This is a genomic window from Micromonospora vulcania (assembly GCF_042658605.1).
Lineage (GTDB): Bacteria > Actinomycetota > Actinomycetes > Mycobacteriales > Micromonosporaceae > Micromonospora > Micromonospora vulcania.
In genome coordinates this window covers 345,919-369,227 of record NZ_JBHSQS010000002.1, presented here as the reverse complement: position 1 = coordinate 369,227, position 23,309 = coordinate 345,919, and the positions used below count along the sequence as shown (strand labels likewise).

Genomic DNA, 23,309 nt, shown 5'->3' with positions numbered 1-23,309 from the left:
GTCGGCGGCGATCTGGCGGGGTGGGCGGTCCGGTAACCTCGCTCGCGTGACCGACGCGAAAATGCCCCTACGGGCCAAGGTGGCCAGCTCCGTGTCACGGACCGCTGCGGCGCTCTCCCGGGCGGCCGGCCGTGGCGACGGTTCGGTGATCGGTGGATGGATCGGCCTGAAGATCGACCCGGACCTGCTGGCCCACCTGTCGTCCGGGCGGGCCATCGCGCTGGTCTCGGGCACCAACGGCAAGACCACCACGACCCGGCTGACCGCCGCCGCCGTCGGCGTGCTCGGGCGGGTCGCCACCAACTCCTTCGGCGCCAACATGCCCACCGGGCACACGTCCGCGCTGGCCAAGGCCGGCAGCACCCCGTACGCGGTGCTGGAGGTCGACGAGCACTACCTGGCCCAGGTGCTGGAGGCGACCGAGCCGCACGTGGTCGCGCTGCTGAACCTCTCCCGCGACCAGCTCGACCGGGCCAAGGAGGTCGCCATGATGGCGCAGCTCTGGCGCGCGGCGCTGGTCCGGCACACCGACCTGCGGGTGGTGGCGAACGCCGACGACCCGATGGTGGTCTGGGCCGCCACCCCGCCGGGCGACCCCGCCCGTGGCATCCGGCCGCCGCACGTGACCTGGTTCAGCGCCGGCCAGCGCTGGCACGACGACTCCTGGGTCTGCCCCGAGTGCGGCTCCACCATCGAGCGCTCCGGCGACCTGTGGCGGTGCACCGGCTGCCCGCTGCGCCGGCCGGAGCCGCAGTGGACCGTCGAGGACGAGGGTGTGCTCGACCCCACCGGCGCCTGGCACAAGGTCTCCCTCCAGCTGCCCGGCAAGGTCAACCTCGGCAACGCGGCGACCGCGCTGGCGGTGGCCGCCGAGTTCGGCGTCCGCCCGGTCGACGCGGTGTCCCGCCTCGGCATCGTCACCTCGGTGGCGGGCCGCTACGCGCAGGTGAACAAGGACGGGCGCAACATCCGGCTGCTGCTGGCCAAGAACCCGGCCAGCTGGCTGGAGGCGTTCGACATGGCCGACGAGGCGCCGACACTGCTCTCCATCAACGCGCGCGACCCCGACGGGCTGGACACCTCCTGGCTCTACGACGTCGACTTCGCTCCCCTGCGCGGCCGGCAGGTGCTGATCACCGGCGACCGGGCGTACGACCTGGCGGTCCGGCTGGACGTCAACGACGTGCCGTTCCAGCACGTACGGGCGTTCGACGACGCGATCCGGTCGGTTCCACCCGGGCGGCTGGAGGTCATCGCGAACTACACCGCGTTCCAGGACATCCGAGCGGAGTTGGACCGTGTCAACTGAGAGCCTGCGCATCGTCTGGATCTACCCCGACCTGCTCTCCACCTACGGCGACCGGGGCAACGCCCTGATCCTCGCCCGGCGGGCCCGCCAACGTGGCATGCCGGTCGAGGTGCTGGAGGTCCGCTCCGACCAGCGGTTGCCCGCGACCGCCGACATCTACCTGCTCGGCGGCGGCGAGGACGGTCCGCAGGCGCTCGGCGCGCAGCGGCTGATCGCCGACGGGGGCCTGCACCGGGCGGTCGCCCAGGGCTCGGTGGTGTTCGCCGTCTGCGCCGGCTACCAGTTGCTCGGCACGTCGTTCTTCGCCAAGGGCGTGCAGTGCCGTGGCCTGGAGATGCTCGACCTGCAGTCGGACCGGGGCTCGACCCGGGCCGTCGGCGAGCTGGCCGGCGAGATCGACCCCCGGCTGGGCCTGCCCGCGCTGACCGGCTTCGAGAACCACGGTGGCCGCACACAGCTCGGCCCGGAGGTCTCCCCGCTGGCCCGGGTCAGCGCCGGCATCGGCAACGACGGCACCACCGAGGGCGCGTGGCGCGGCAAGCTGCTCGGCACCTACTCGCACGGCCCGGCGCTGGCCCGTAACCCGGCCCTGGCCGACCTGCTGCTGCGCTGGGCAACCGGGGCGCACCAGCTCCCGCCGCTAGACGACACCTGGTCGGACCGGCTCCGGAGCGAGCGCCGCACCGCGGTGGCCGCAGCCCGGGCATGATCCAGGCTGTCCGGCGGCTGCTCCGGCAGCCGTCGGCCGCCCGGTTCGCCCTGCTCGTCCTGCTGCTCGGCGGCTGCGCGCTGCTGCTGCTCCTGGTGCCTCGGCCGTCCCCGGACCAGCTGCCCCAGTTGGCCGACCGGCTCGGCGACCTCGCGCCGGTGGCGGCGATCCTCGGCGGCGCGCTGCTGCTGGTCGCCCTGGTCCCCCGGACCTTCATCACGCTCGCCGCGGGCGCGATCTTCGGCCCGCTGGAGGGTGCCGCGTACTCGCTCGGTGCCGCGCTGGTGGCGGCGGCGATCGGCTTCACGGTCGGCCGGCTGCTCGGCCGGGAGTTCGTCGCCGAGCGGGTTCGCGGCCGGCTGGCCCGCCTCGACGGCTGGTTCGCCCGGCAGAGCCTGCTCGGCGTGATCACCGTCCGGCTGCTGCCGATCGCCGGCTTCGGGTTGGTCAGTTACGGCTACGGCACCACCGGCGCCCGGATACTGCCGTTCCTGGCCGGCAGCGTGCTCGCCGCCGCCCCGACCGCCTTCGGCTACGCCGCGATCGGCGCGGCGGTCAGCACCCCCGGCCACATCAACTGGTACGCCGCCGCCCCGTCAAGCCTCGGCCTGATCGCCAGCGTCGTGCTGATCCACCAGTGGTGGCGCGCGGAACGACGCCGCCGGTCGATGCCGACCTGACGGTGGACGCGTCGACCGACGGCCCCGACGAGCAGCGGCTCGCCGGCGGTTTCATCGCCGACGTGGTCCGGGTCGGCGACACGGTACGGCGTACCCCACCGGCCAACCTGGACTTCGTCGCCGCGCTGCTGCGTCACCTGGCCCGGGTGGGCGCGGACGTCGCGCCCCACCACCTCGGCCTCGACGCGCGCGGCCGGCAGGTGCTCAGCCACCTCGACGGGCGGGTGCCGTGGCGGGACCGGGAGGACGCCACGTTCTTCGCCGATCCGGCGCTGGTCCGGCTGGCCGGCTTGATCCGCCGGCTGCACGACGCCTGCGCCGGCACCGCGCTGGCCGGCGACGCCGAGACCGTGTGCCACCGCGACCTGTCCCCCAAGAACACGGTGTACCGGGACTCCCCGGCCGGGCCGCTACCGGTCGCCTTCCTCGACTGGGACCTCGCCGGACCGGGCCGGCGCATCGACGACGTGGCGTTCGCCGGCTGGCACTGGGCCGCGTTGGGCGAGGGCGCCGACCCGGTCGAGCTGGGGCGGCGCTGCCGCCTCCTCTGTGACGCCTACGACGCGGCCGGCCCGGGGGTGCTGCCCCGGACGGACCTGGTCGACGTGATGCTCGCCCAGATCGAAGGCACCTGGCGGGGCATCGACGCCGGCGCCGACCGCGACGAGCCGGGCATGCGGCGGCTGCGCGACCTGGGCGCGGTCGACGGGGTACGCCGCTGGCAGCACTGGCTGCTCACCCACCACGACGTGGTGGCGGGGGCACTGACCGCCTGAGCCGGTGCCGCCGGCCGGGGTCGGCGTGTCGCGGGTCGGGAGGCGGGATGTCCGACGAGCGTTATGACTCAGAGGTATAAATATGCCTCTGAGTCATAACGCTCATCCGCGTGTCCGCCGCCGCAGGCGTCGCGCTCGGTGAGCGTCAGCCCGGTTGGACCAGCCCCGCCTCGTAGGCGGCGATCACCAGGTGGACCCGGTCGCGGGCGCCGAGCTTGGTGAAGAGCCGCGCCACGTGTGCCTTCGCGGTGGCCGCACTGATCACCAGTTGGGCGGCGATCTCGCCGTTGGACAGGCCACGGGCGACGAGGACCAGCACCTCGCGTTCCCGCTCGGTGATCCCGTCGAGGACGCGCGGGCGAGCGGCCGGTTCGGGCCGGCGTGCGAACTCGGCGATCAGCCGCCGGGTGACCCCGGGGGCGATCAGCGCGTCCCCGGCGGCCACCACCCGGACCGCGTTGAGGATGTCGTCCAGCGCCATGTCCTTGACCAGGAACCCGCTCGCGCCGGCTCGCAGCGCGGCGTGCACGTGCTCGTCGTCGTCGAACGTGGTGAGCACCAGCACACGCGTCGGGCCGCCGTTCGCCGTGATCGCGCGGGTCGCCGCGACGCCGTCCGTACCGGGCATCCGCAGATCCATCAGGGCTACGTCGGGTGCCAGTTCGCGGGCCAGTCGGACGGCCTCGGCGCCATTTCCGGCCTCGCCGACCACCGCCATGTCGGGCGCATCGGCGATGAGCACCCGCAGGCCCGCGCGGACCAGCGGCTGGTCGTCCACGAGCAGCACCCGGACGCTCACCGGTCCACCCCCGGCAACGGCAGTCGGGCCGCCACCCGGAAGCCGCCCTCCGGGCGGGGCCCGGCCTCGAACCGGCCGCCCAGCAGCGCGACGCGTTCCCGCATACCGACGATGCCGTGCCCGTCGTCGCCGACCGGGCCACCCGGGCCGTCGTCGAGGACCTCCACGTCCAGTTCGTCGGCACGCCGCTCGACGGTCACCCGGCAGTCGGCGGCGCCGGCGTGCCGGACCACGTTGGTCAGCGCCTCCTGGACGATCCGGTACGCGGCCAGATCGACCTCGGCGGGCAGCGCGGCCGATCCGCCGCGCCGTTGCAGCCGTACCGTCACTCCGGCATCGGCGGTGGCCGCGACCAGCCGGTCGAGGTCGGCCAACCCGGGTGTCGGTGCCAGCGAGGCCGACTCACCCTGCGGGCGGCGCAGCGCGCCGAGGGTCCGTCGCAGCCCGGCCAGGGTCTCCCGGCTGGTGGTCTCGATGGTGACCAGGGCCGCCCGGGCCTGCGCCGGTTGGGTGTCGATCACGCGGGCGCCCACCCCGGCCTGGATGGCGATCACCCCGATGCTGTGCGCCACCATGTCGTGCAGTTCGCGGGCGATACGCAGCCGCTCGGCGGTGACCGCCTCGGCGGCGGCGTGCGTCCGCAGCGCCTCGGCGTGCCGACGGCGGGCCTGGATCGAGTCGCCGACCACCCAGGCCGCGGTGACGGCGAGCAGCGAGAACACGGCACGGTTCAGCGGATCGAACGCGAGGCTGAGGAAACCCGCCGCGACCTGCACCGCGAGCACCACGACCGCGGTGGGCACCGAGACCCGGCGGGGACGGCTCGCCGCGATCGCCCCCGCCACCGCGTCGATCATCAGGAACTGCAGGTACCAGATGTCGGACAGGTAGCCGTCCTGGCCGGAGTGCGTCGTAGCGGTCACCAGGAGCGAGCCGGTGAGCATCAGCCCCAGGGCGAGCAGGGGACGGCGGCGCAGCAGCCCGACGGGCAGCAGCACGACCAGGGCCGGCACCAGGTACCGCACCGGGATCCACAGATCGGCGAAGCCCACGCCGTTGCCGCTGGTGCCGACGGTGGGCGCGAAGAGCACGACGACGGGGAGCAGGGCGACCCCGGCCCAGGCGAGCACGGCCCGCGCGACCGAGGCGGCGGGACGGGGGCCGGGCGGCCGGGGCGCGGTGACGTTCACCAGCACACGGTAGCCAGACGGGCCGGCGCGGGCATCGGCCCGTGGGCGTACGCCCGGGGGTGGGTCGATGGCCGCCGGATGTGGCCGCCGAGGCGACGCCGACCGGCCGTCCACCCGGCAGCGTGAGCCAGGTGATCGAACTACACGAAGTGACCAAGCGGTACGGCGCGGCCACCGCCGTGCACCGTCTGACGCTGACCGTACGGCCCGGGCACGTCACCGGCTTCCTCGGCCCGAACGGCGCGGGCAAGTCCACCACGCTGCGGCTGATCCTCGGTCTGCACCGACCCACCAGCGGCACCGTCACCGTCGACGGTCGGCCGTTCCGGGAGCGCTCGCGCGGGCTGCGGCACGTCGGGGCGCTGCTCGACGCCGCGGACGTGCACGGTGGGCGTACCGCCCGGGCGCACCTGCGCGCGCTGGCGGCCAGCAACCGCATCCCCCGGGCCCGGGTGGACGCGGTGCTCGGCGACGTGGGCCTGACCAGCGCGGCCCGGCGGCGGATCGGCGGCTTCTCCCTCGGGATGAAGCAGCGGCTCGGCATCGCCGCGGCGCTGCTCGGCGACCCGCCGGTGCTGCTCTTCGACGAACCGTTCAACGGCCTGGACCCGGAGGGGGTGCGCTGGGTACGCGGTCTGTTCCGGCGGCTCGCCGCCGAGGGGCGGACGGTCTTCGTCTCCAGTCACCTGATGAGCGAGATGGCGCACACCGCCGACCACTTCGTGGTCATCGGGAGGGGCAAGCTGATCGCCGAGCAGAGCCTCGCCGAGTTCGCCGCCCGGGGCGCCCGCGCCGGGGTGGCCGTCCGGACGCCGGATCCGGTGGCCCTGACCAGCCTGCTCACGGCGCAGGGCGGCGCGGTACGACCGGAGGGCGACGCCCTCGCGGTGACCGGCCTGACCGCCGCCCAGGTCGGTGAGCTGGCCTGCGCGCACCGGGTCCCGCTGCACGAACTGCTCACCCGCACCGCCTCGCTGGAGGAGGCGTTCATGGAGCTGACCGCCGACAGCGTCGACTACCCCGCCGGAGGACCCCGATGACGACCGTGACCGATCTGCCCGTCCGAGCGCCCGCGGTGGTGCCCCGGGCCCGGTACCGGGACCTACTCGCCGCCGAGTGGATCAAATTCTGGTCGCTGCGCTCGTCCTGGGGGTCGCTCCTGCTGATCCTGCTCGCCATGGTGGGGTTCAGCGTCTACGCCTCGCTCGCCGACTACCGGAACTGGCCCAGCTATCCCGCCGACCGGCGGGCCCTGGTGAACCCGTTCTGGGACGCGTTCCCCGACGAGGCGCAGCTGTTCGTGGTGCTCGCCGCCGGCAGCATCGGCGTGATCGCGATCGGCGGCGAGTACGCGACCGGACTGATCCGTACCACCTTCGCCGTGGTGCCCGCCCGGCGCGCGGTGATCAGCGCGAAGATCGTGGTGGTGACCGGGGTGATGACCGTACTGGGCGTCATCGGGGCGTCGGCCGCGTTCGCCGCGTCCCAGGCGATCCTCTCCGGGCGGTACGGCGCCGTCCAGCTCGACGATCCGGGCGTGCTGCGGGCCATCGCGGCGACCGCGCTGCTCACGCCCCTGTGCACGCTGATCGGCCTGGCCCTGGGCGCGGTCGTCCGGCACACCGCCCCGGCGATCGTCACGGCCGCCTCGGTGCTCCTCCTGCTGCCCACGGCGGTCGACGAGGACGAACGGTGGACGGCCCTGCTGCGGCACGCCATGCCGATGCCGGCCTGGCAGCGCCTCATCGAGACCACCGCCCCACCCGCCTGGGCCGTGACCCCCTACCCGGCGACGGTCGCCGGCGCCTGGACGACGTACGCCGCCTGGGCCGCCATCTGCGCCGTGCTCACCATCCTGGCCACCAACCACCGCGACCCGTAAACCCACCCCTCGCCCCCGGCACCGGGCCGGGGGCGGGGGTGGGGTCAGGCCACGACCGAGACCATTCGGCCCTTCACCACGATGACCTTGCGGGGCTCCTTGCCGGCCAGGGCGGCGCTGACCGCGGCCAGGGCCGCCGCGCGGACCTCCTCCTCGGAGGCGTCGGTGGCGACCTCGATGCGGCCCCGGACCTTGCCGTTGATCTGCACCGGATAGGTCACCGTCTCGGCCACCAGCAGCGCCGGGTCGGCGGTCGGGAAGTCCACGTACGTCAGCGAGCCCTCGTGGCCCAGCCGCTGCCACAGCTCCTCGGCCACGTGGGGAGCCAGCGGCGCCAGCATCAGCACCAGCGGCTCGGCCACCTCGCGCGGCGTCGCCGACAGCCGGGTCAGCGCGTTGGTCAGCTCGATCAGCTTGGCGATCGCGGTGTTGAACCGGATGCCCTCCATGTCGCCACGGACGCCGTCGATCACCTTGTGCAGCAGCTTGCGGGTCGCCTCGTCGGCCGGCTCCTCGCTGACCCGCAGCGCCCCGGTCTGCTCGTCGATCACCGCACGCCAGACCCGCTGCAGGAACCGGTACGAGCCGACCACCGCCCGGGTCTCCCAGGGCCGGGACACCTCCAGCGGGCCCATCGACATCTCGTACACCCGGAAGGTGTCCGCGCCGTACAGGGCGCTGACGTCGTCGGGGGTCACCACGTTCTTCAGCGACTTGCCCATCTTGCCGTACTCGCGGCGCACCTCGTCGTCGCCCAGGTACCAGCCGCCGTCGCGCTCGATGACCTCCTCGGCCTGCACGTAGCTGCCCCGCGAGTCGGTGTACGCGTACGCCTGGATCATGCCCTGGTTGAACAGCTTGCGGAACGGCTCGAACGACGACACGTGGCCCAGGTCGAACAGCACCTTGTGCCAGAACCGCGCGTACAGCAGGTGCAGCACGGCGTGTTCGGCGCCGCCGACGTACAGGTCGGTGCCGCCGCAGTCGCCGTCGCCGCGCGGGCCCATCCAGTAGCGCTCGTTCTCGGCGTCGACGAACCGCTCGCTGTTGGTCGGGTCCAGGTAGCGCAGCTCGTACCAGCACGAGCCGGCCCACTGCGGCATCACGTTGGTCTCCCGGGTGTAGCGCTTCGGCCCGTCACCCAGGTCCAGTTCCACCTCCACCCAGTCGCGCCGCCGGGACAGCGGGGTCTCCGGGTTGCTGGCCGCGTCGTCGGGGTCGAACGTCTTCGGCGAGAAGTCGTCCACCTCGGGCAGTTCGACCGGCAGCATCTCCTCCGGCAGCGCGATGGCGGCACCGGTCTCGTCGTAGACGATCGGGAACGGCTCACCCCAGTACCGCTGCCGGGAGAACAGCCAGTCCCGCAGCCGGTAGGTCACCGCGCCGGTGCCGTGCCCGTTCGCCTCCAGCCAGGCGATGATCGCCGCCTTGGCGTCGGCGACCCCCAGCCCGTCCAGGTCCAGGCCGCGATCGGGCGCGGCGCTGTTGATCGCCGGCCCGTCGCCGGTGTACGCGGCCCCGTCGAAGCCCTCCGACGGCTGCACGGTACGCACGATGGGCAGCTCGAAGACCTCGGCGAACGCCCAGTCCCGCTCATCCTGGGCGGGCACTGCCATGATCGCGCCGGTGCCGTAGCCGGCCAGCACGTAGTCCGCGATGAAGATCGGGATCTGCGCGTCGTTGACCGGGTTGGTGGCGTACGCCCCGATGAAGACGCCGGTCTTCTCCTTGCTGTCGGACTGCCGCTCGACGTCGGTCTTGGCGGCCGCCGCCTTGCGGTACGCCTCGACGGCCGCCCGGGGGCTGGCGTGCCCGCCGGTCCAGGCGTCCTTCGTCCCCGCCGGCCAGGCCGCCGGCACCAGCGTGTCGACCAGCTCGTGCTCGGGCGCCAGCACCATGTAGGTGGCCCCGAAGATGGTGTCCGGCCGGGTCGTGAACACCCGCACCGGCGCACCGGCGGTCGGGAAGTCGATGTGCGCGCCGGTGGAGCGACCGATCCAGTTGCGCTGCTGCAGCTTGATCGGCTCGGGCCAGTCCAGGGTGTCCAGGTCCTCGATCAGCCGGTCGCCGTACGCGGTGATCCGCATCATCCACTGCTTCAGGCTGCGCTTGAAGACCGGGAAGTTGCCCCGGTCGGAGCGCCCGTCGGCGGTGACCTCCTCGTTGGCCAGCACGGTGCCCAGCCCCGGGCACCAGTTAACCGGGGCCTCGGAGACGTACGCCAGCCGGTGGTCGTCGACGACCCCGCGGCGCTCGGCGACGCTCAGCTCGGCCCAGCTCCGGCCGTCCGGGGTGGGCCGGTTACCGCCCTCGAACTCGGCGATCAGCTCGGCGATCGGCCGGGCCCGTCGGGCGTCGGAGTCGTACCAGGAGTTGAAGACCTGCAGGAAGATCCACTGGGTCCAGCGGTAGAAGTCGGTGTCGATGGTGGCGACGGAGCGGCGCTCGTCGTGCGCCAGCCCCAGCCGACGCAGCTGCACCTTGTACCGCTCGATGTTCTGCTCGGTGGTGGTGCGCGGGTGGGTGCCGGTCTGCACCGCGTACTGCTCGGCGGGCAGGCCGAACGCGTCGAAGCCCATGGCGTGCAGCACGTTGCGGCCGGCCATCCGCTGGTAGCGGGCGTACGAGTCGGTGCCGATGTATCCCAGCGGGTGGCCGACGTGCAGGCCGGCACCGGACGGGTAGGGGAACATGTCCAGCACGTACAGCTTCTCCGCGCCGGCCCGGGGGTGGCCCGGGTCGGCCAGCGGGCCGGTCGGGTTCGGGGCGTGGAAGGTGCCCTCGCGCGCCCAGGTGTCCTGCCAACGGGTCTCGATCTCGTCGGCCAGGGCCGCGGTGTACCGGAACGGGGGAATGTCGCCCGCCGGTGCGGCTGCCTCACTCATCGTCTCTCCTCGCTTCGCTTCGCTTTGCTTCGTCGCCACCGGGCCGGCCGGCTCTGGGCACAAAAAAGCCCCTCACGCAGGAGGGCCCGCCGTGCTGTCGCGCGTCAGCGCATCAGCACGGCCCGGTAAGAAGCAGGAAGACTCCGGCCATGTCCGGCAGTGTACCCCGCCTCCGGGTCGGGCCGGGGGGCCCGGGGTCGGACGGGCGCGGTCCCTCGACTCGGCGAATATCGGGGCGTAACCGACCGTCTACCTGCGGGGGTCGGCGATAACGACAAACATGGTTAGCCTGAGAGGCCAATGAGATTCCTGCGGCAAACGAGGCTCGACGTCGCGAACCCAACGGCGGGTCCAGGTGCTCTATTCAGAGCTGCCGTGACGGCGACGAGGAGGAGGCCCGTGACACAACAGACCTGGGACGAGGTGGGCGGCCTACTGCCGCACGACGAGTTCCGCGCCGCCAGCGAGGCCATCGTGGCCAACATCGAGCAGGTCATCGAGGGTAAGACCGCCACCGTGCGGCTGGCCCTGGCCGTCCTGCTCGCCGAGGGCCACCTCCTCATCGAAGACGTCCCCGGCGTCGGCAAGACCAAGCTCGCCAAGGCCCTCGCGCGGTCCATCGACTGCACGGTACGCCGGATCCAGTTCACCCCCGACCTGCTGCCGAGCGACGTCACCGGGGTCAGCGTCTACAACCAGGAGACGCACGACTTCGAGTTCCGCCCGGGTGCCGTCTTCGCCAACCTGGTCGTCGGCGACGAGATCAACCGCGCGTCGCCCAAGACCCAGTCGGCGTTGCTGGAGTGCATGGAGGAACGGCAGGTCACCGTCGACGGGGTGACCTACCAGTTGCAGACCCCGTTCATGGTCATCGCCACCCAGAACCCGATCGAGATGGAGGGCACGTACCCGCTGCCCGAGGCGCAGCGCGACCGGTTCACCGCCCGGATCGCGATGGGCTACCCGGACGCCGGCGCCGAGCTGGCCATGCTCGACGGGCACGGCGCCACCGACCCGCTGCACGACCTGCGCCCGGTCTCCGACGCGAACATCGTCCGGCAGCTCATCGCCACCGTCCGACAGGTGCACGTCGCGGACGCGGTCAAGCAGTACGCGATCGACCTGGTCACCGCCACCCGCGAGGCTCCCGACCTGCGGCTCGGCGCGTCCCCCCGGGCGACCCTGCAACTGCTGCGCACCGCCCGGGCGGTCGCCGCCTTGGAGGGGCGCGACTACGTGCTCCCGGACGACCTGCAGGCCCTCGCGGTGCCGGTGCTGGCGCACCGGATCATCCCGACCGCCGACGCGCAGCTCGCCCGGCGCACCACCGACGCGATCGTCTCCGAGCTGGTGCACCGGCTGGCACTGCCACACGACCGGCAGCGCTCGCCGTACGACACCCGGCCCGCCACCGGCAACGGTCGCGCGCCCTACGAGCCGCGGAGGCCGTGACGTGCGTGCCGGGCTGCGCGGGCTGACCACCCGCGGGCGCTCGTTCCTGGCCGCCGCGGTCGCGGCGGCGATCTCGGCCGGCATCCTCGGTGAGAAGGATCTGCTGCGGGTGGCCGTGCTGCTGGCCATCCTGCCGCTGCTGGCCGCCGCCTACGTCGGGCGCAGCCGCTACAAGCTGGCCTGCAACCGGTCGTTGGACCCGCACCGGGTTCCGGTCGGCGCCAACTCCCGGGTGGTGCTGCGCCTGCAGAACCTGTCCCGGCTGCCGACCGGCACCCTGCTGTTGGAGGACCGGCTGCCCTACGCGTTGGGCAGCCGTCCCCGGGTGGTGCTGGAGCGGCTCGGCGCGCACCAGGCCAGCTCGGTGGCGTACACCGTGCGGGCCGACGTGCGGGGCCGCTACGACGTGGGCCCGCTGGTGGTCCGGATGACCGACCCGTTCGGTCTCTGCGAGCTCAGCCGGGCCTTTCCCAGCACCGACCACCTGACGGTCATCCCGCAGGTCACTCCGCTGCCGTCGGTCCGGCTCCCCGGGGAGTACGCGGGCAGCGGCGACAGCCGGGCCCGCTCGGTGGCGGTGCACGGCGAGGACGACGCGGCGACCCGGGAATACCGGCGCGGCGACGACCTGCGCCGGGTGCACTGGAAGTCGACGGCACGCACCGGTGAGCTGATGGTGCGCCGCGAGGAGCAGCCGTGGGAGAGCCGCGCCACGGTCGTTCTGGACACCCGCGCGTACGGCCACCGGGGCGACGGGCCGACGGCGAGTTTCGAGTGGGCCGTCTCCGCCGCCGCGAGCATCGCCGTGCACCTGCGCCAGGCCGGCTACAAGCTGCGCCTGGTCACCGGGTCGGGGGTGGACGTGGACGCCTCGGAGGCCGGCGGTGACGGGGTGCTGCTCGATCATCTCGCCGAGGTCCGGCTGGATCAGCGGGCCGAGGTGACCGGCCTGGTGCAGCGGGTCCGGCAGCGCGCCGACGGCGGCCTGATCATCGGGCTGTTCGGCGCGGTGAGCGTGGCCGAGGCCGAGGTGCTGGCCGGGCTGCGGGGCAACGGCGCCACCTGCGTCGGCTTCCTGTTGAACAGCTCCACCTGGCTCAGCCTGCCGGAGAAGGCCCGCGCCGAGGCCGAGCACGCGCACGGTGCCGCGGCGCTGGCTCTGCTGCAGAGTGGCTGGCGGGTGGCCGGCGTCGACCATGGCAGCCGTCTGCCGGCGCTCTGGCCACAGGCGGGCCGGGGCTCGCAGGGGTTCGCCCTACGCGCCGCGTTGGCCGAGACGGTCGCCGGCGGCGTGCGATGAACGGAAGGTTCCCCTCATGATCGCCAGTCGGAACATCGGCGCGGTGGCGGCCGCCGCCACGCTGCTGGCCGCCGCGCCGCTGTCGGCCATCTTCCAGAGCTGGACGTGGCTGATCCAGTCCGCGATCGCGGTCGCCGCGGTGGCCGGGGTGGCCGCGCTGACCCGGCTGGTCCGGGCACCGCTGTGGGGTCAGGTGCTCGGCATGCTGGCCGCCCTGGCGCTGGCACTGACCTGGCTGTTCCCCAGCGGCGCCGAGCTGCTCACCTTCCTGCCCACGCCGGGCACGTTCGCGCACTTCGCCGACCTGCTCAGCGGCTCGATGCAGGACATGCGCTCGTACGGCGTCGAGGTTCCGGACACGGACCCGCTGCTGTTCATCACGGTGCTCGGCGTCGGCGGGGTTGCCGTGCTGGTGGACGTACTGGCGGTGGGGCTGCGCCGGCCCGCGCTGGCCGGGCTGCCGATGCTCGCCATCTACTCGGTGCCGGTCGCCGTCTACGTGGACAGCGTCCCCCCGGTGCCGTTCGTGGTGGGCGCCGCCGGTTACCTGTGGCTGCTGGTCACCGACAACGTCGACCGCGTACGCCGGTTCGGGCGCCGGTTCACCGGCGAGGGCCGCGACGTCGACGTCTGGGAGGCTTCGCCGCTGGCCTCCGCCGGCCGCCGGCTCGCGGTGGTCGGGGTGGCGCTGGCCGTGGCGCTGCCGCTGGCCGTGCCGGGCATGACCGGCGGGCTGCTCGACACCCTCGGCGGCGGGACGGGCAGCGGCAACGGCAGCGGCCGGTCGGGCTCGGGTTCCTCGGGCCGGATCGACCTGTTCGCCTCGCTTGCCGGTCAGCTCAACCAGTCCGAGGTGGCCGACCTGGTCAAGGTGACCACGTCCGAGCCGAGCCCGTTCTACCTGCGCTACGCGGTCGCCGACGAGCTGCGGCCGAACGGGTTCGTGGCGCGCAACCCGAATGGCCAGCCGGCCAACCGGAACCTGCCCGATCCGAGGGAGCGGGCCACCCCGGGGGTCCAGCGGACTCCGTACCGGGCGACCGTCGAGGTCACCAAGAGCCTGAACATGTCCCTGCTGCCGGTGTACGCCGAACCGGTACGCACCGACGACCTGAACGGCAACTGGCTCTACGACGCCAGCCAGCAGGTCGTCTTCTCCAACCGGGAGAACTCCCGGGGCCGGAAGTACTCGTTCGACTACGTCCGCTCGACGTACACCCCGGGCACGCTGCGTACCGCGCAGCCGCTGCCGGCCGAGCACCCGATACGCCGCCAGCTGACCGCCACGCCGGGGCCGGTGCCCGAGGTGGAGACGCTGGTCAAGGAACTGGTCCAGGGCAAACGCACCGATTACGACCGGGTGTTTGCGATCTACCAGCACTTCTCGGCGGACAACGGCTTCAGCTACCGGCTCAGCACCGTGAGCGGCAGCAGCGGCCAGGACATCGTCAACTTCCTGACCAACAAGGTCGGCTACTGCCAGCAGTACGCGGCCGCGATGGCCTGGCTGGTCCGTGCGGCCGGCATTCCGGCCCGGGTGGCGTTCGGGTTCACCAACGGCAGCAACCAGGACGGCAACACCTACACGCTGACCAACCGCAACCTGCACGCCTGGACCGAGGTCTACTTCGACGGGTTCGGCTGGGTGCCGTTCGACGCCACCCCGGCCGGCAGCGTGACGGGCTCCACCCGGTCGGCCTGGGCGCCGGACAATGACGCGCCGGAGCCGTCCAGCCCGAGCACCGGCGCCACGGGTGCCCCGGAGGGCCCGGACGCCTCGGCCGGTCCGGTCGGTCCGGACAACGCCGACCGGGACACCGACAGCGGCCTCTCCCTCAGCGGCGAGACGCCGGCCGAGCAGCCGCCGGTCTGGCCGTGGTGGACGGCTGGGCTGCTGGCCCTGCTGGCCCTGCTGGCGGTGCCGGCGCTGCGGCGACTGACCCTGCGCCGGCAGCGGGGCAGCCGAGCGGCGGGCGGCACGGTGGTCGCCGCCACCCCCGACGGCGTGCCGGGTGCGGGGGCGCCCGTGATGGTGGTCGAGGCCGATGCCAACCGGGCCCGCGCGGACGCGCACGCCGCCTGGGCGGAACTGCTCGACACACTGGTGGACTTCCGCGTCCCGATCGACCGGACCGAGACACCCCGGGCGACCGCGGACCGGCTGGTCCGGGAGAGCTTCGCCGACGACACCGCCGCGGTCGGCGCTGCCCGGCTGCTCGGCCGGGCGGAGGAACGGGCCCGCTATGCGCGGGATCCGCTGACCGGTGAACGGCTGCTACCGGCGTTGCGGGCGGTTCGCGGGGCGCTCGCCACCCGGGCGGACCGGCGGACCCGGCTACTCGCCGCCGTGCTGCCGCCGTCGGTGCTGCTGCGCTGGCGGGTCTCCCTGGCCGACACCTCCGGCCGGACGGTGGCGCTGACCGGCCGCATCCGGGGTCGGCTGCTGCGCTGGAACCCGCGTCGACTGCTGGCCGACCGCGCGGCCCGCTGACCGAGCGCGGGCCTGACCCGCAAACTCAAGAGCACTTGGTGCTGAGTAGTTCCGGAAAGCCCCACGGAACTGCTCAGCACCAAGTGCTCATGGGCGTGGGTGGCGGCGGCCTGCACGGCGGGGCCGGTGCGGGGTGGCCCACGGCGGAGGACTCGGGTGCGCGGGGGGATGGGCGCACGGATACGACAGTGGTCGCCGGGTTGGTCCCGGCGACCCCGCTCGTCGCGGTGTACGGCCCCGCCTTGGCGGCGGGACGGGCTCAACGGCAGGTCGAGCTCAGCGGTGCCCCTCCGGGCGCTGCCGCCACCTGTCCTCCATGCGGTCCAGGAGCGACGGCCGGCGACCAGATCGGCCGCCGCCGCGGGAACGGCGACGACTCGTCGTGCCGCCCACCACGTGCAGGTCGGGTGACTGCGCCCGCCGGTGCGACTGCACCGCGAACGCGGCCGAGGCCAGCATGACGACAAAGCCCGCCACCGCCAGCGGTGGAGTCTTGATCACCGCGCCGTAGACCAGTAGGGCCAAACCAGCGATGATCACGACGGCAGCGACGAGCAGGCGACGCCGCGCATGGAAGCGCGGATCGCTGGCGCGCACGGCCGAGGCGAATTTGGGGTCCTCGGCAAGCGACCGCTCGATCTGCTCGAACAGCCGCTGCTCGTGCTCCGAGAGCGGCACGGCACTCCTCCCCGGTCACGTTGGTCGGCCCGCTCGGGCCGACAGACCGTGGCAGTCATCCGACTGCTTACCCGCAAGTCTACGAGGGGGGTCGCGCGTCGGAAAGCGGGACGACCTACGGGTGGGGTGGATTTTCGTTCCGACGGGGATCACGGTTGCCCAACAGACTGGCCGGACCTATGACGGACCGCCCGAAACGGGCAGCGGCTGCGTCGGCGGCAGCTTCCGCCTCGCGCCAGCCGCGCTCCGGCGCGCCGAGGGTGAGCTGCCGGGGCGTCTCCTGCGCCGGGGCGAGCCCCTCCACCCGGACGCCGAGGAGTCGGATCCGCTCGCTCGGGTCCAGTGCGGTGTAGAGCGCCCAGACGGTGTCGAACATCTCGCGGGCGGTGTCGGTGGGGACGCCGAGGGTGCGGGAGCGGTTGACCGTGCGGAAGTCGGCGAGCCGCACCTTGAGCGACACGGTGCGCCCGACCTGCCCGGAGCCGCGGAGCCGGACGCCCACCTTCGCGCTGAGCGCGAGCAGGGTACGGCGGATCTCGATCGGGTCGGCCACGTCGGCGTCGAAGGTCACCTCGGCGCTGATCGACTTGTCGACGTGCTCGGGGCTGACCGGGCGGGGGTCGCGCCCCCAGGCCAGCTCGTGCAGGTGCGCCGCCGACGCCGCACCGAGCGCCCGGCGGAGCATGCCGAACGGGGCCTCGGCCAGGTCGCCGACGGTGGCCAGGCCGAGCCGGCGCAGCGTCTCGGCGGCCCGCTCCCCCACCCCCCAGAGCGCGTCCACCGGCAGCGGGTGCAGGAAGTCGAGCACCTGACCGGCGGGCACGACCAGCAGGCCGTCCGGCTTGGCCCGGGTGGAGCCCAGTTTGGCCACGAACTTGCTCGGCGCCACCCCGACCGAGCAGGTCAACCCCTGCTCGTCGACGACCCGGCGGCGGATCAGCCGGGCGATGGTCGCCGGGGAGCCGAACAGCCGGCGGGCGCCGTTCACGTCGAGGAACGCCTCGTCGAGGGAGAGCGGCTCGACCAGCGGGGTGACGTCCCGGAAGATCTGCATGACCGCACGGGAGGCGGCCGAGTAGGCGGCGAAGTTGGGTGGCAGGTAGACCGCGTGCGGGCAGCGCGCCCGGGCCTGGCTGGTCGGCATCGCGCTGCGTACGCCGTAGCGGCGGGCCTCGTAGCTGGCCGAGCTGACCACACCGCGCGGCCCGACACCGCCCACGACCACCGGCCGGCCCCGCAGCTCGGGGCGGTGGCGCACCTCGACGGAGGCGAAGAAGGCGTCCATGTCGACGTGCAGGATCCCGCTGGCGGAGTCGTCGGCGTCCGGCCCGAAGCGCGGATCGCCGCCCCGGGGCAACGACTGGCTGCGGCCCATCCCGGCAGGTTAACCCCGGGGTACGACATCACCACCGGCCGGCGGGCCGGACCATGCCGCCGATCAGCCGCGGACGACCAGCAGCGGCACGGTCAGCTCGGTGGCGGTGTCCGACCCGTGGTACGCCACCAGCCGGGACGCCATCGGCCGCTCGGTACGGGTAGCCATAACCGCGTACGTGTCATTGCAGATCACCACCACGTCACCGACCCGGGCCAGGTGCTCCTCGGGCACCGGCCCGAACCAGCCGGTGGCCACCACCTCGTCCCGGGTACGCACCCGCGCCGCGTCGCCGAGCACCGCCGACCAGGCGGCCACCACGTCGTCGACCGCGCCCGGCGCGACATGCAGATAGCGCACCCGGGCCTCGCCGGCCACCAGCCGTACGCCGTCGCGCAGCCGTGGATCGGTGTCCAGGTCGAAGCGGTGCGCGGCGGGCACGTCGAGTTGTCCGTGATCGGCGGTCACCAGCAGGGCCGCGTCCGCCGGCAGCCCGTCGACCAGCCGGGCGAGCAGCGCGTCCACCTCGCCGGCGGCGATCCGCCAGGGCACCGAGTCGACCCCGCTGAGGTGCCCGTGCCGGTCCAGGTCGGGGTGGTAGCCGGAGACCAGGGTGGGCCCGGGGCCGGCGGTCAGCGCGGCGCGCATGGTGGCGGCCACGGCGTCCACGCCGGCAGCGCCCCGGAAGTCGCCGCCCCGGTTGGCGGCCAGGGTCAACCCGCTGCCGTCGAACTCCGGCCGGCTCACCACCGTCACCGCCACCCCGGCGGCGCGGGCCCGCTCCAGTTGGGTGGGTACCGGCTGCCAGCGCAGCGGCGACGGGTCGGCGGCCCAGTCGGTGTGGGTGAGCACCCGGTCGGTGTCGGGCACCCGCACGGTGAAGCCGAGCACCCCGTGCGCGCCCGGCGCGACGCCGGTGCCCAGCGTCACCAGGCTCGTCGGGGTGGTGGACGGGAAACCGGCGATCAGCGGCCGACCCCCGGTCGCCGCCAGACCGGTGAGCGTCGGCGCGTACGGCGCGGCGATCGGCAGTTGGTACCAGCCGAGCCCGTCGACCAGCAGCACGGCGATCCGGCGTACGCCGGCCAGGGCGGGCACCAGCCCGAGCGGGTCGGCCGACCCGGGCACGCCCAGCACGGCGAGCGCGCTGGGCAGCACGTCGGCGAGTCGACCCCCGCCGTACCCCGGCCCGAGCACCGTCAGCGGCGCCGGCGCGGCACCCGGCGGGACGGTCATGCCGGCCGGCGGGCGAACAGGTGCAGCTGGGCGGCCAGGTCCCGGTACGGAGGCTGGGCGGCCAGCGCCCGCTCCAGCTCCACCAGGGCGGCCGACTGACCGTCGGCGACCGCGGCCGGCAACAGGTCGGCCAGCACGCGTACCCCGTGGATCTCCTCGACCACCAGCCCGGCGGCGCCCAGCAGCGCGGCGGCGCCGGGGGCGTCGTAACGCCGGCGCAGGGTGTCCCGTGGCCCGGCGGTGCCGGCCGGGTCGGCGGCCAGCGTGGCCGCGAGATCCAGATGGCCGTTCATCGCCCGGCCCAACACGGCGGCGGCCCGGCCGGCCACCAGCACGCTGGCCGCGCCGCCGGGGCGCAGCGCGGTGGCCAGCGCCGTCACCACCGGCGTCGGGTCGTCGACCACCTCCAGGACGGCGTGGCAGAGCACCAGGTCGACGCCGGCCGGCTCGACCAGCCCGGCGAGCGCGTCCCCGTCGCCCTGCACGGCGGCGATCCGGTCGGCCACGCCGGCCTCGGCGGCCCGGCGGGTGAGCGCGGCCAGCGCGTCGGGGCTGGCGTCGACCACGGTGACCCGGTGCCCGGCCCGGGCCAACGGGACGGCGAAGCCGCCGGTGCCGCCACCCACGTCCAGCACGGTCAGCTCGGCGTCGCCGCGCCGGTCCAGCTCGGCGCGGAGCACCGACCAGATCACGGCGGTACGGGGGGTCAGCGGCGGCCCGGCGAACCGGCCTCGGGTCTGCTCCACCCGGTCGAGCCTAGTGGTCAGGACTCCGCGCCCTCGACCTCGTCCTGCGCCCGGGACCGGCGCTCGTTGGCCACCGGACCGTTGGTCACCTCGTACTCGCGGGGGTCGGCGAGGTGCGACGGCATCCAGCCGGCACCCAGCCGGGTCCGCCGGGCGTTGGCAATTCCGGTGTACGCGTGATTCCCCAACACTCTTCATCCCCCTCACGGATCACGGGCCGCTCTGCCCGCTCAGCACGAGTCTCCCGCTCGGCGGCGCGGGAAACCGTAATGTGGATCACTGGATCAGCGGAAGTCGCGTGAGGCGGGGCGCACCGGCGGCTCGATGGCGTCCAGCCGGTCGGCGACCAGGTTGGTCACTCCCTCGTGCCGCTCCAACCGCCCCCGGACCACCAGCGCGGCGCTGCTGCGGGCAACCCGCCGGTAGCGCTGCCACAGCCCCGGCGAGCAGGTGACGTTGAGCATCCCGGTCTCGTCCTCCAGGTTGAGGAAGGTGACACCGCCCGCGGTCGCCGGGCGCTGCCGGTGGGTGACGATGCCGCCGACCCGGATCCGCTGCCCGGGCTCCACCCGGCCGAGCCGGGCGATCGGCACCGCGCCGAGCACGTCGAGCTGCCCCCGGATGAACCGGGCCGGATGACTCTCCGGCGACAGCCCGGTGGCCCACACGTCGGCGACCAGCCGGTCCACCGCCTCCATCCCGGGCAGCGTGGGCGCTGCCGCGCCGGTCACCGTGCCGGGCAGCCGACCCGGCCGGTCCTGGGCCGCCGCGCCGGCGGCCCAGAGCGCCTGCCGCCGGGTCAGCCCGAAACAGGCGAAGGCGTCCGCGGTGGCCAGCGCCTCCAGTTGCGCGGCGGTGAGACCGACCCGCCGGGCCAGATCCGGCATGTCCCGGTACGGACCGCCGACCGTCCGCTCGGCCTCGATCCGCTCGGCCACCCCGTCGCCGAGGGTACGCACACCAGCCAGCCCGAGCCGGACCGCCGGGCCACCCAGCCCCCAGGCGTGCGGCGGCTCCCCCGGCACGCTGCCCCACCGGGTGTCCGGGGTGGACTCCAACACCGCCGCGGCCCCGCTGGCGTTGATGTCCGGCCGGCGTACCTCCACGCCGTGCCGGCGCGCGTCGTCGACCAGGGTCTGCGGGGAGTAGAAGCCCATCGGCTGGGCGTTGAGCAGCGCGGCCAGGAACGGCGCCGGGTGGTAGCGCTTGAGCCAGGAACTGGCATAGACCAGGTAGGCGAAGCTCATCGCGTGGCTCTCCGGGAAGCCGTAGCTGGCGAACGCGGTGAGCTTGCGGTAGACGTCGTCGGCCAACTCGCCGGTGATGCCCCGCTCGGCCATCCCGGCGTAGAGCCGGTCGGCGATGCGCGTCATCCGCTCCACCGACCGTTTGGCGCCCATCGCCCGGCGCAGCTGGTCGGCCTCGGCCGCGTCGAAGCCGGCCAGGTCGATGGCGAGCTGCATCAACTGCTCCTGGAACAGCGGCACGCCGAGGGTCTTCTCCAGGGCGTTGCGCATCAGTGGGTGCGCGAAGGTCACCGGCTCCTGGCCGTTCTTGCGGCGGATGAACGGGTGCACCGAGCCGCCCTGGATCGGGCCCGGCCGGATCAGCGCCACCTCGACGACCAGGTCGTAGAACTCGCGGGGCTTGAGCCGGGGCAGGGTGGCCATCTGGGCGCGGCTCTCCACCTGGAACACCCCGACCGAGTCGGCCCGGCAGAGCATGTCGTAGACCTCCGGGTCGTCCAGCGTCATGTCGCCGAGGTCGAGCCGGGAGCCGATCATGTCGTAGCCGTAGTGCAGCGCGGAGAGCATGCCGAGACCGAGCAGGTCGAACTTGACCAGGCCGACCGCCGCGCAGTCGTCCTTGTCCCACTGGAGCACGCTGCGCCCGGGCATCCGCCCCCACTCCACCGGGCAGACCTCGATCACCGGCCGGTCGCAGATCACCATGCCACCGGAGTGGATGCCCAGGTGCCGGGGGAACGTCTGCAGCTCGTTGGCGTACTCCACCACCTGCTCCGGGATGTCCTCGACGTCGACCGTGGCGACCGAGCCCCACCGGTCGATCTGCTTGCTCCAGGCGTCCTGCTGACCCGGCGAGAAGCCGAACGCCTTGGCCACGTCCCGCACCGCCGACCGGGGCCGGTAGGAGATGACGTTGGCGACCTGAGCGGCGTGCTCCCGGCCGTAGCGGGTGTAGACGTGCTGGATCACCTCCTCCCGACGGTCGGACTCGATGTCCACGTCGATGTCCGGCGGGCCGTCCCGCTCCGGGGCGAGGAACCGCTCGAAGAGCAGTTGGTGCCGTACCGCGTCCACGTTGGTGATCCGCAACGCGTAGCAGACCGCCGAGTTGGCCGCCGAGCCCCGACCCTGGCAGTAGATGTCCTGGTCGCGGCAGAACGTGACGATGTCGTAGACCACCAGGAAGTAGCCGGGAAAGCCCAGCTCCTCGATCATGTTCAGCTCGTGGTCGAGCTGCGCGTACGCGGTCGGGTGCGCCTGCGGAGGGCCGTAGCGCTCCCGTGCCCCGTCGGCGGTCAGCTTCCGCAGCCAGCTCATCTCGGTGTGCCCCGGCGGCACCGGGTACGCCGGCAGCTGCGGCGCGACCAGCTGGAGGTCGAAGGCCAGCTCGGCGCCGAACTCGGCGGCCCGGGCCACCGCTCCCGGGTACGTGGCGAACCGGGCCGCCATCTCCGCACCGCTGCGCAGGTGGGCGGTGGCCGCCGCGGGCAGCCAGCCGTCGATCTCGTCCAGGCTGCGTCGGGCCCGGACGGCGGCGACCGTGGTGGCCAGCCGACGCCGGCCCGGGCTGGCGTAGTGCACGTTGTTGCTGGCCACCGTCGGCAGCCCGGCCGCGGCGGCCAGCTCGGCGAGCGCGTCGTTGCGGTCGGCGTCGATGGGGTGGCCGTGGTCGGTCAGCTCCACCGCCACCGTCTCCGCACCGAAGAGCGCGGTGAGCCGGTCCAGCTCGCGGGCCGCCGCGTCCACCCCCTCGGTGAGCAGCGCCCCCGGCACGTGCCCCTTGCGGCAGCCGGTCAGCACCAGCACGTGGTCGCGCAGCTCGGCGGCGACCTCCTCCAACTCCCCGTAGACCGGACGGCCCTTCTCTCCGCCGCGCAGCTGGGCGCGGGCGATGGTGGTGGCCAGCCGGGCGTACCCCTCGTGGCCGTGTGCGAGCACCAGCAGGTGCGCGCCGTGCGGGTCGGGCTCGCCGTTCTGCGGGCCGGGCAGCCCGAGGGAGAGCTCCGCGCCGAAGATGGTCGGCAGGGCCAGCGCACGGGCCGCCTCGGCGAAGCGGACCACCCCGTAGAAGCCGTCGTGGTCGGTGACGGCGAGCGCGGTGAGCCCCAACCGGGCCGCCTCCTCGGCCAACTCCTCGGGGTGGCTCGCGCCGTCGAGGAAGCTGAAGTTGGTGTGCGCGTGCAGCTCGGCGTAGGGCACCGTGCCGTCCGGCCGGGCCAGCTCGGGCGGCTGGTACTGCTCGCGCCGGCGGCTCCAGGCCGGGGAGTCGCCACCGTCGGCGTCCACGGCGAGCGGGTCCACCACGTGCAGGTGCCGCTCCTCGCGCGACCGCCCGCCGCCGTCGCCGTCCGACCTGCCGGAGCCGTCCGACCTGCCGGAGCCTTCCGACCTGCCGACGCCGCCGCTGGCCGGCCCGGAGAGCACCCGCTCCAGCTCCGACCACGGCATCTTCGGGTTGTGAAAGCTCATCCGACCGCTCCGGCCGCTCCGGCCGCTCCGACCGCTTTGGCCGCTCGGGCTGCTTTGGCCGCTCGGGCCGTATCGACGGCGATGG

The 23,309-nt window shown here is 73.8% G+C and carries 18 protein-coding genes; 9 read left to right on the top strand and 9 right to left on the bottom strand.

The annotated features are described in order from the left end of the window. Positions 1–61 precede the first annotated feature (61 nt). From ACFQGL_RS04300 to ACFQGL_RS04285, 4 genes are read left to right on the top strand one after another with little or no spacing between them, the layout of a single operon-like run. Positions 62–1,309, top strand: a complete 1,248-nt coding sequence (locus ACFQGL_RS04300) for a MurT ligase domain-containing protein (protein WP_377506020.1) — start codon at positions 62–64, stop codon at positions 1,307–1,309. Continuing rightward, positions 1,299–2,018 (top strand): type 1 glutamine amidotransferase, encoded by a 720-nt coding sequence (locus ACFQGL_RS04295; RefSeq protein WP_377505607.1) that lies wholly within the window; start codon positions 1,299–1,301, stop codon positions 2,016–2,018. Before ACFQGL_RS04300 ends, ACFQGL_RS04295 begins: the two co-directional genes overlap by 11 nt. Continuing rightward, positions 2,015–2,698, top strand: a complete 684-nt coding sequence (locus ACFQGL_RS04290; RefSeq protein WP_377505604.1) for a TVP38/TMEM64 family protein — start codon at positions 2,015–2,017, stop codon at positions 2,696–2,698. The genes ACFQGL_RS04295 and ACFQGL_RS04290 overlap by 4 nt, the downstream gene beginning before the upstream one ends. Continuing rightward, positions 2,659–3,474, top strand: a complete 816-nt coding sequence (locus tag ACFQGL_RS04285; RefSeq protein ID WP_377505601.1) for a phosphotransferase — start codon at positions 2,659–2,661, stop codon at positions 3,472–3,474. Before ACFQGL_RS04290 ends, ACFQGL_RS04285 begins: the two co-directional genes overlap by 40 nt. A gap of 145 nt (positions 3,475–3,619) precedes the next feature. Here the strand turns inward: ACFQGL_RS04285 and ACFQGL_RS04280 are convergent, their stop codons facing one another. Together ACFQGL_RS04280 and ACFQGL_RS04275 are read right to left on the bottom strand one after the other, a co-directional pair. After that, a complete protein-coding gene (locus tag ACFQGL_RS04280; RefSeq protein WP_377505598.1) occupies positions 3,620–4,273 on the bottom strand; it encodes a response regulator in 654 nt (217 codons plus the stop codon). Continuing rightward, a complete protein-coding gene (locus ACFQGL_RS04275) occupies positions 4,270–5,463 on the bottom strand; it encodes a sensor histidine kinase (protein ID WP_377505595.1) in 1,194 nt (397 codons plus the stop codon). The genes ACFQGL_RS04280 and ACFQGL_RS04275 overlap by 4 nt, the downstream gene beginning before the upstream one ends. A 131-nt stretch (positions 5,464–5,594) precedes the next feature. Between ACFQGL_RS04275 and ACFQGL_RS04270 the strand changes: the two genes are divergently transcribed. Both ACFQGL_RS04270 and ACFQGL_RS04265 read left to right on the top strand, forming a co-directional pair. Further along, entirely contained in the window at positions 5,595–6,503 is a 909-nt protein-coding gene (locus tag ACFQGL_RS04270; protein WP_377505592.1) for an ABC transporter ATP-binding protein, read from the top strand. After that, positions 6,500–7,345, top strand: a complete 846-nt coding sequence (locus ACFQGL_RS04265; RefSeq protein ID WP_377505590.1) for a hypothetical protein — start codon at positions 6,500–6,502, stop codon at positions 7,343–7,345. The genes ACFQGL_RS04270 and ACFQGL_RS04265 overlap by 4 nt, the downstream gene beginning before the upstream one ends. A 44-nt stretch (positions 7,346–7,389) precedes the next feature. Here the strand turns inward: ACFQGL_RS04265 and leuS are convergent, their stop codons facing one another. Beyond that, positions 7,390–10,230: a leucine--tRNA ligase gene (leuS, locus tag ACFQGL_RS04260; RefSeq protein WP_377505587.1), complete on the bottom strand. Its 2,841-nt coding sequence runs from the start codon at positions 10,228–10,230 to the stop codon at positions 7,390–7,392. Positions 10,231–10,629: 399 nt separating this feature from the next. Between leuS and ACFQGL_RS04255 the strand changes: the two genes are divergently transcribed. From ACFQGL_RS04255 to ACFQGL_RS04245, 3 genes are read left to right on the top strand one after another with little or no spacing between them, the layout of a single operon-like run. Further along, the gene (locus tag ACFQGL_RS04255; RefSeq protein WP_377505584.1) at positions 10,630–11,682 is read left to right on the top strand and encodes an AAA family ATPase; all 1,053 of its coding nucleotides are present in this window, start codon (positions 10,630–10,632) and stop codon (positions 11,680–11,682) included. Between the two features lies 1 nt (position 11,683). Beyond that, complete coding sequence (locus ACFQGL_RS04250) at positions 11,684–12,982, top strand: DUF58 domain-containing protein (protein WP_377505581.1); 1,299 nt, start codon at positions 11,684–11,686, stop codon at positions 12,980–12,982. Positions 12,983–12,998: 16 nt separating this feature from the next. Next, positions 12,999–15,473: a transglutaminase TgpA family protein gene (locus tag ACFQGL_RS04245; RefSeq protein ID WP_377505578.1), complete on the top strand. Its 2,475-nt coding sequence runs from the start codon at positions 12,999–13,001 to the stop codon at positions 15,471–15,473. A gap of 276 nt (positions 15,474–15,749) precedes the next feature. On the opposite strand, the gene ACFQGL_RS04240 is transcribed toward ACFQGL_RS04245, so the two are convergent. The 6 genes from ACFQGL_RS04240 to ACFQGL_RS04215 all read right to left on the bottom strand — a co-directional run bounded on the left by ACFQGL_RS04240 (position 15,750) and on the right by ACFQGL_RS04215 (position 23,224). Beyond that, a complete protein-coding gene (locus ACFQGL_RS04240; RefSeq protein WP_377505575.1) occupies positions 15,750–16,151 on the bottom strand; it encodes a DUF3040 domain-containing protein in 402 nt (133 codons plus the stop codon). A 115-nt stretch (positions 16,152–16,266) separates the two neighbouring features. Further along, a complete protein-coding gene (locus ACFQGL_RS04235; RefSeq protein ID WP_377505572.1) occupies positions 16,267–17,526 on the bottom strand; it encodes a DNA polymerase IV in 1,260 nt (419 codons plus the stop codon). 63 nt (positions 17,527–17,589) lie between these two features. Beyond that, a complete protein-coding gene (locus tag ACFQGL_RS04230) occupies positions 17,590–18,762 on the bottom strand; it encodes an alkaline phosphatase family protein (RefSeq protein ID WP_377505569.1) in 1,173 nt (390 codons plus the stop codon). Then, on the bottom strand, positions 18,759–19,529 hold the full coding sequence (locus ACFQGL_RS04225) for a methyltransferase domain-containing protein (RefSeq protein WP_377506017.1): 771 nt from the start codon (positions 19,527–19,529) through the stop codon (positions 18,759–18,761). The genes ACFQGL_RS04230 and ACFQGL_RS04225 overlap by 4 nt, the downstream gene beginning before the upstream one ends. Next, on the bottom strand, positions 19,526–19,699 hold the full coding sequence (locus ACFQGL_RS04220; RefSeq protein WP_377506014.1) for a hypothetical protein: 174 nt from the start codon (positions 19,697–19,699) through the stop codon (positions 19,526–19,528). Before ACFQGL_RS04220 ends, ACFQGL_RS04225 begins: the two co-directional genes overlap by 4 nt. A 93-nt stretch (positions 19,700–19,792) precedes the next feature. Then, positions 19,793–23,224, bottom strand: coding sequence for an error-prone DNA polymerase (locus tag ACFQGL_RS04215; protein WP_377505566.1), 3,432 nt, complete (start codon positions 23,222–23,224; stop codon positions 19,793–19,795). Between the last annotated feature and the right edge of the window lie 85 nt (positions 23,225–23,309).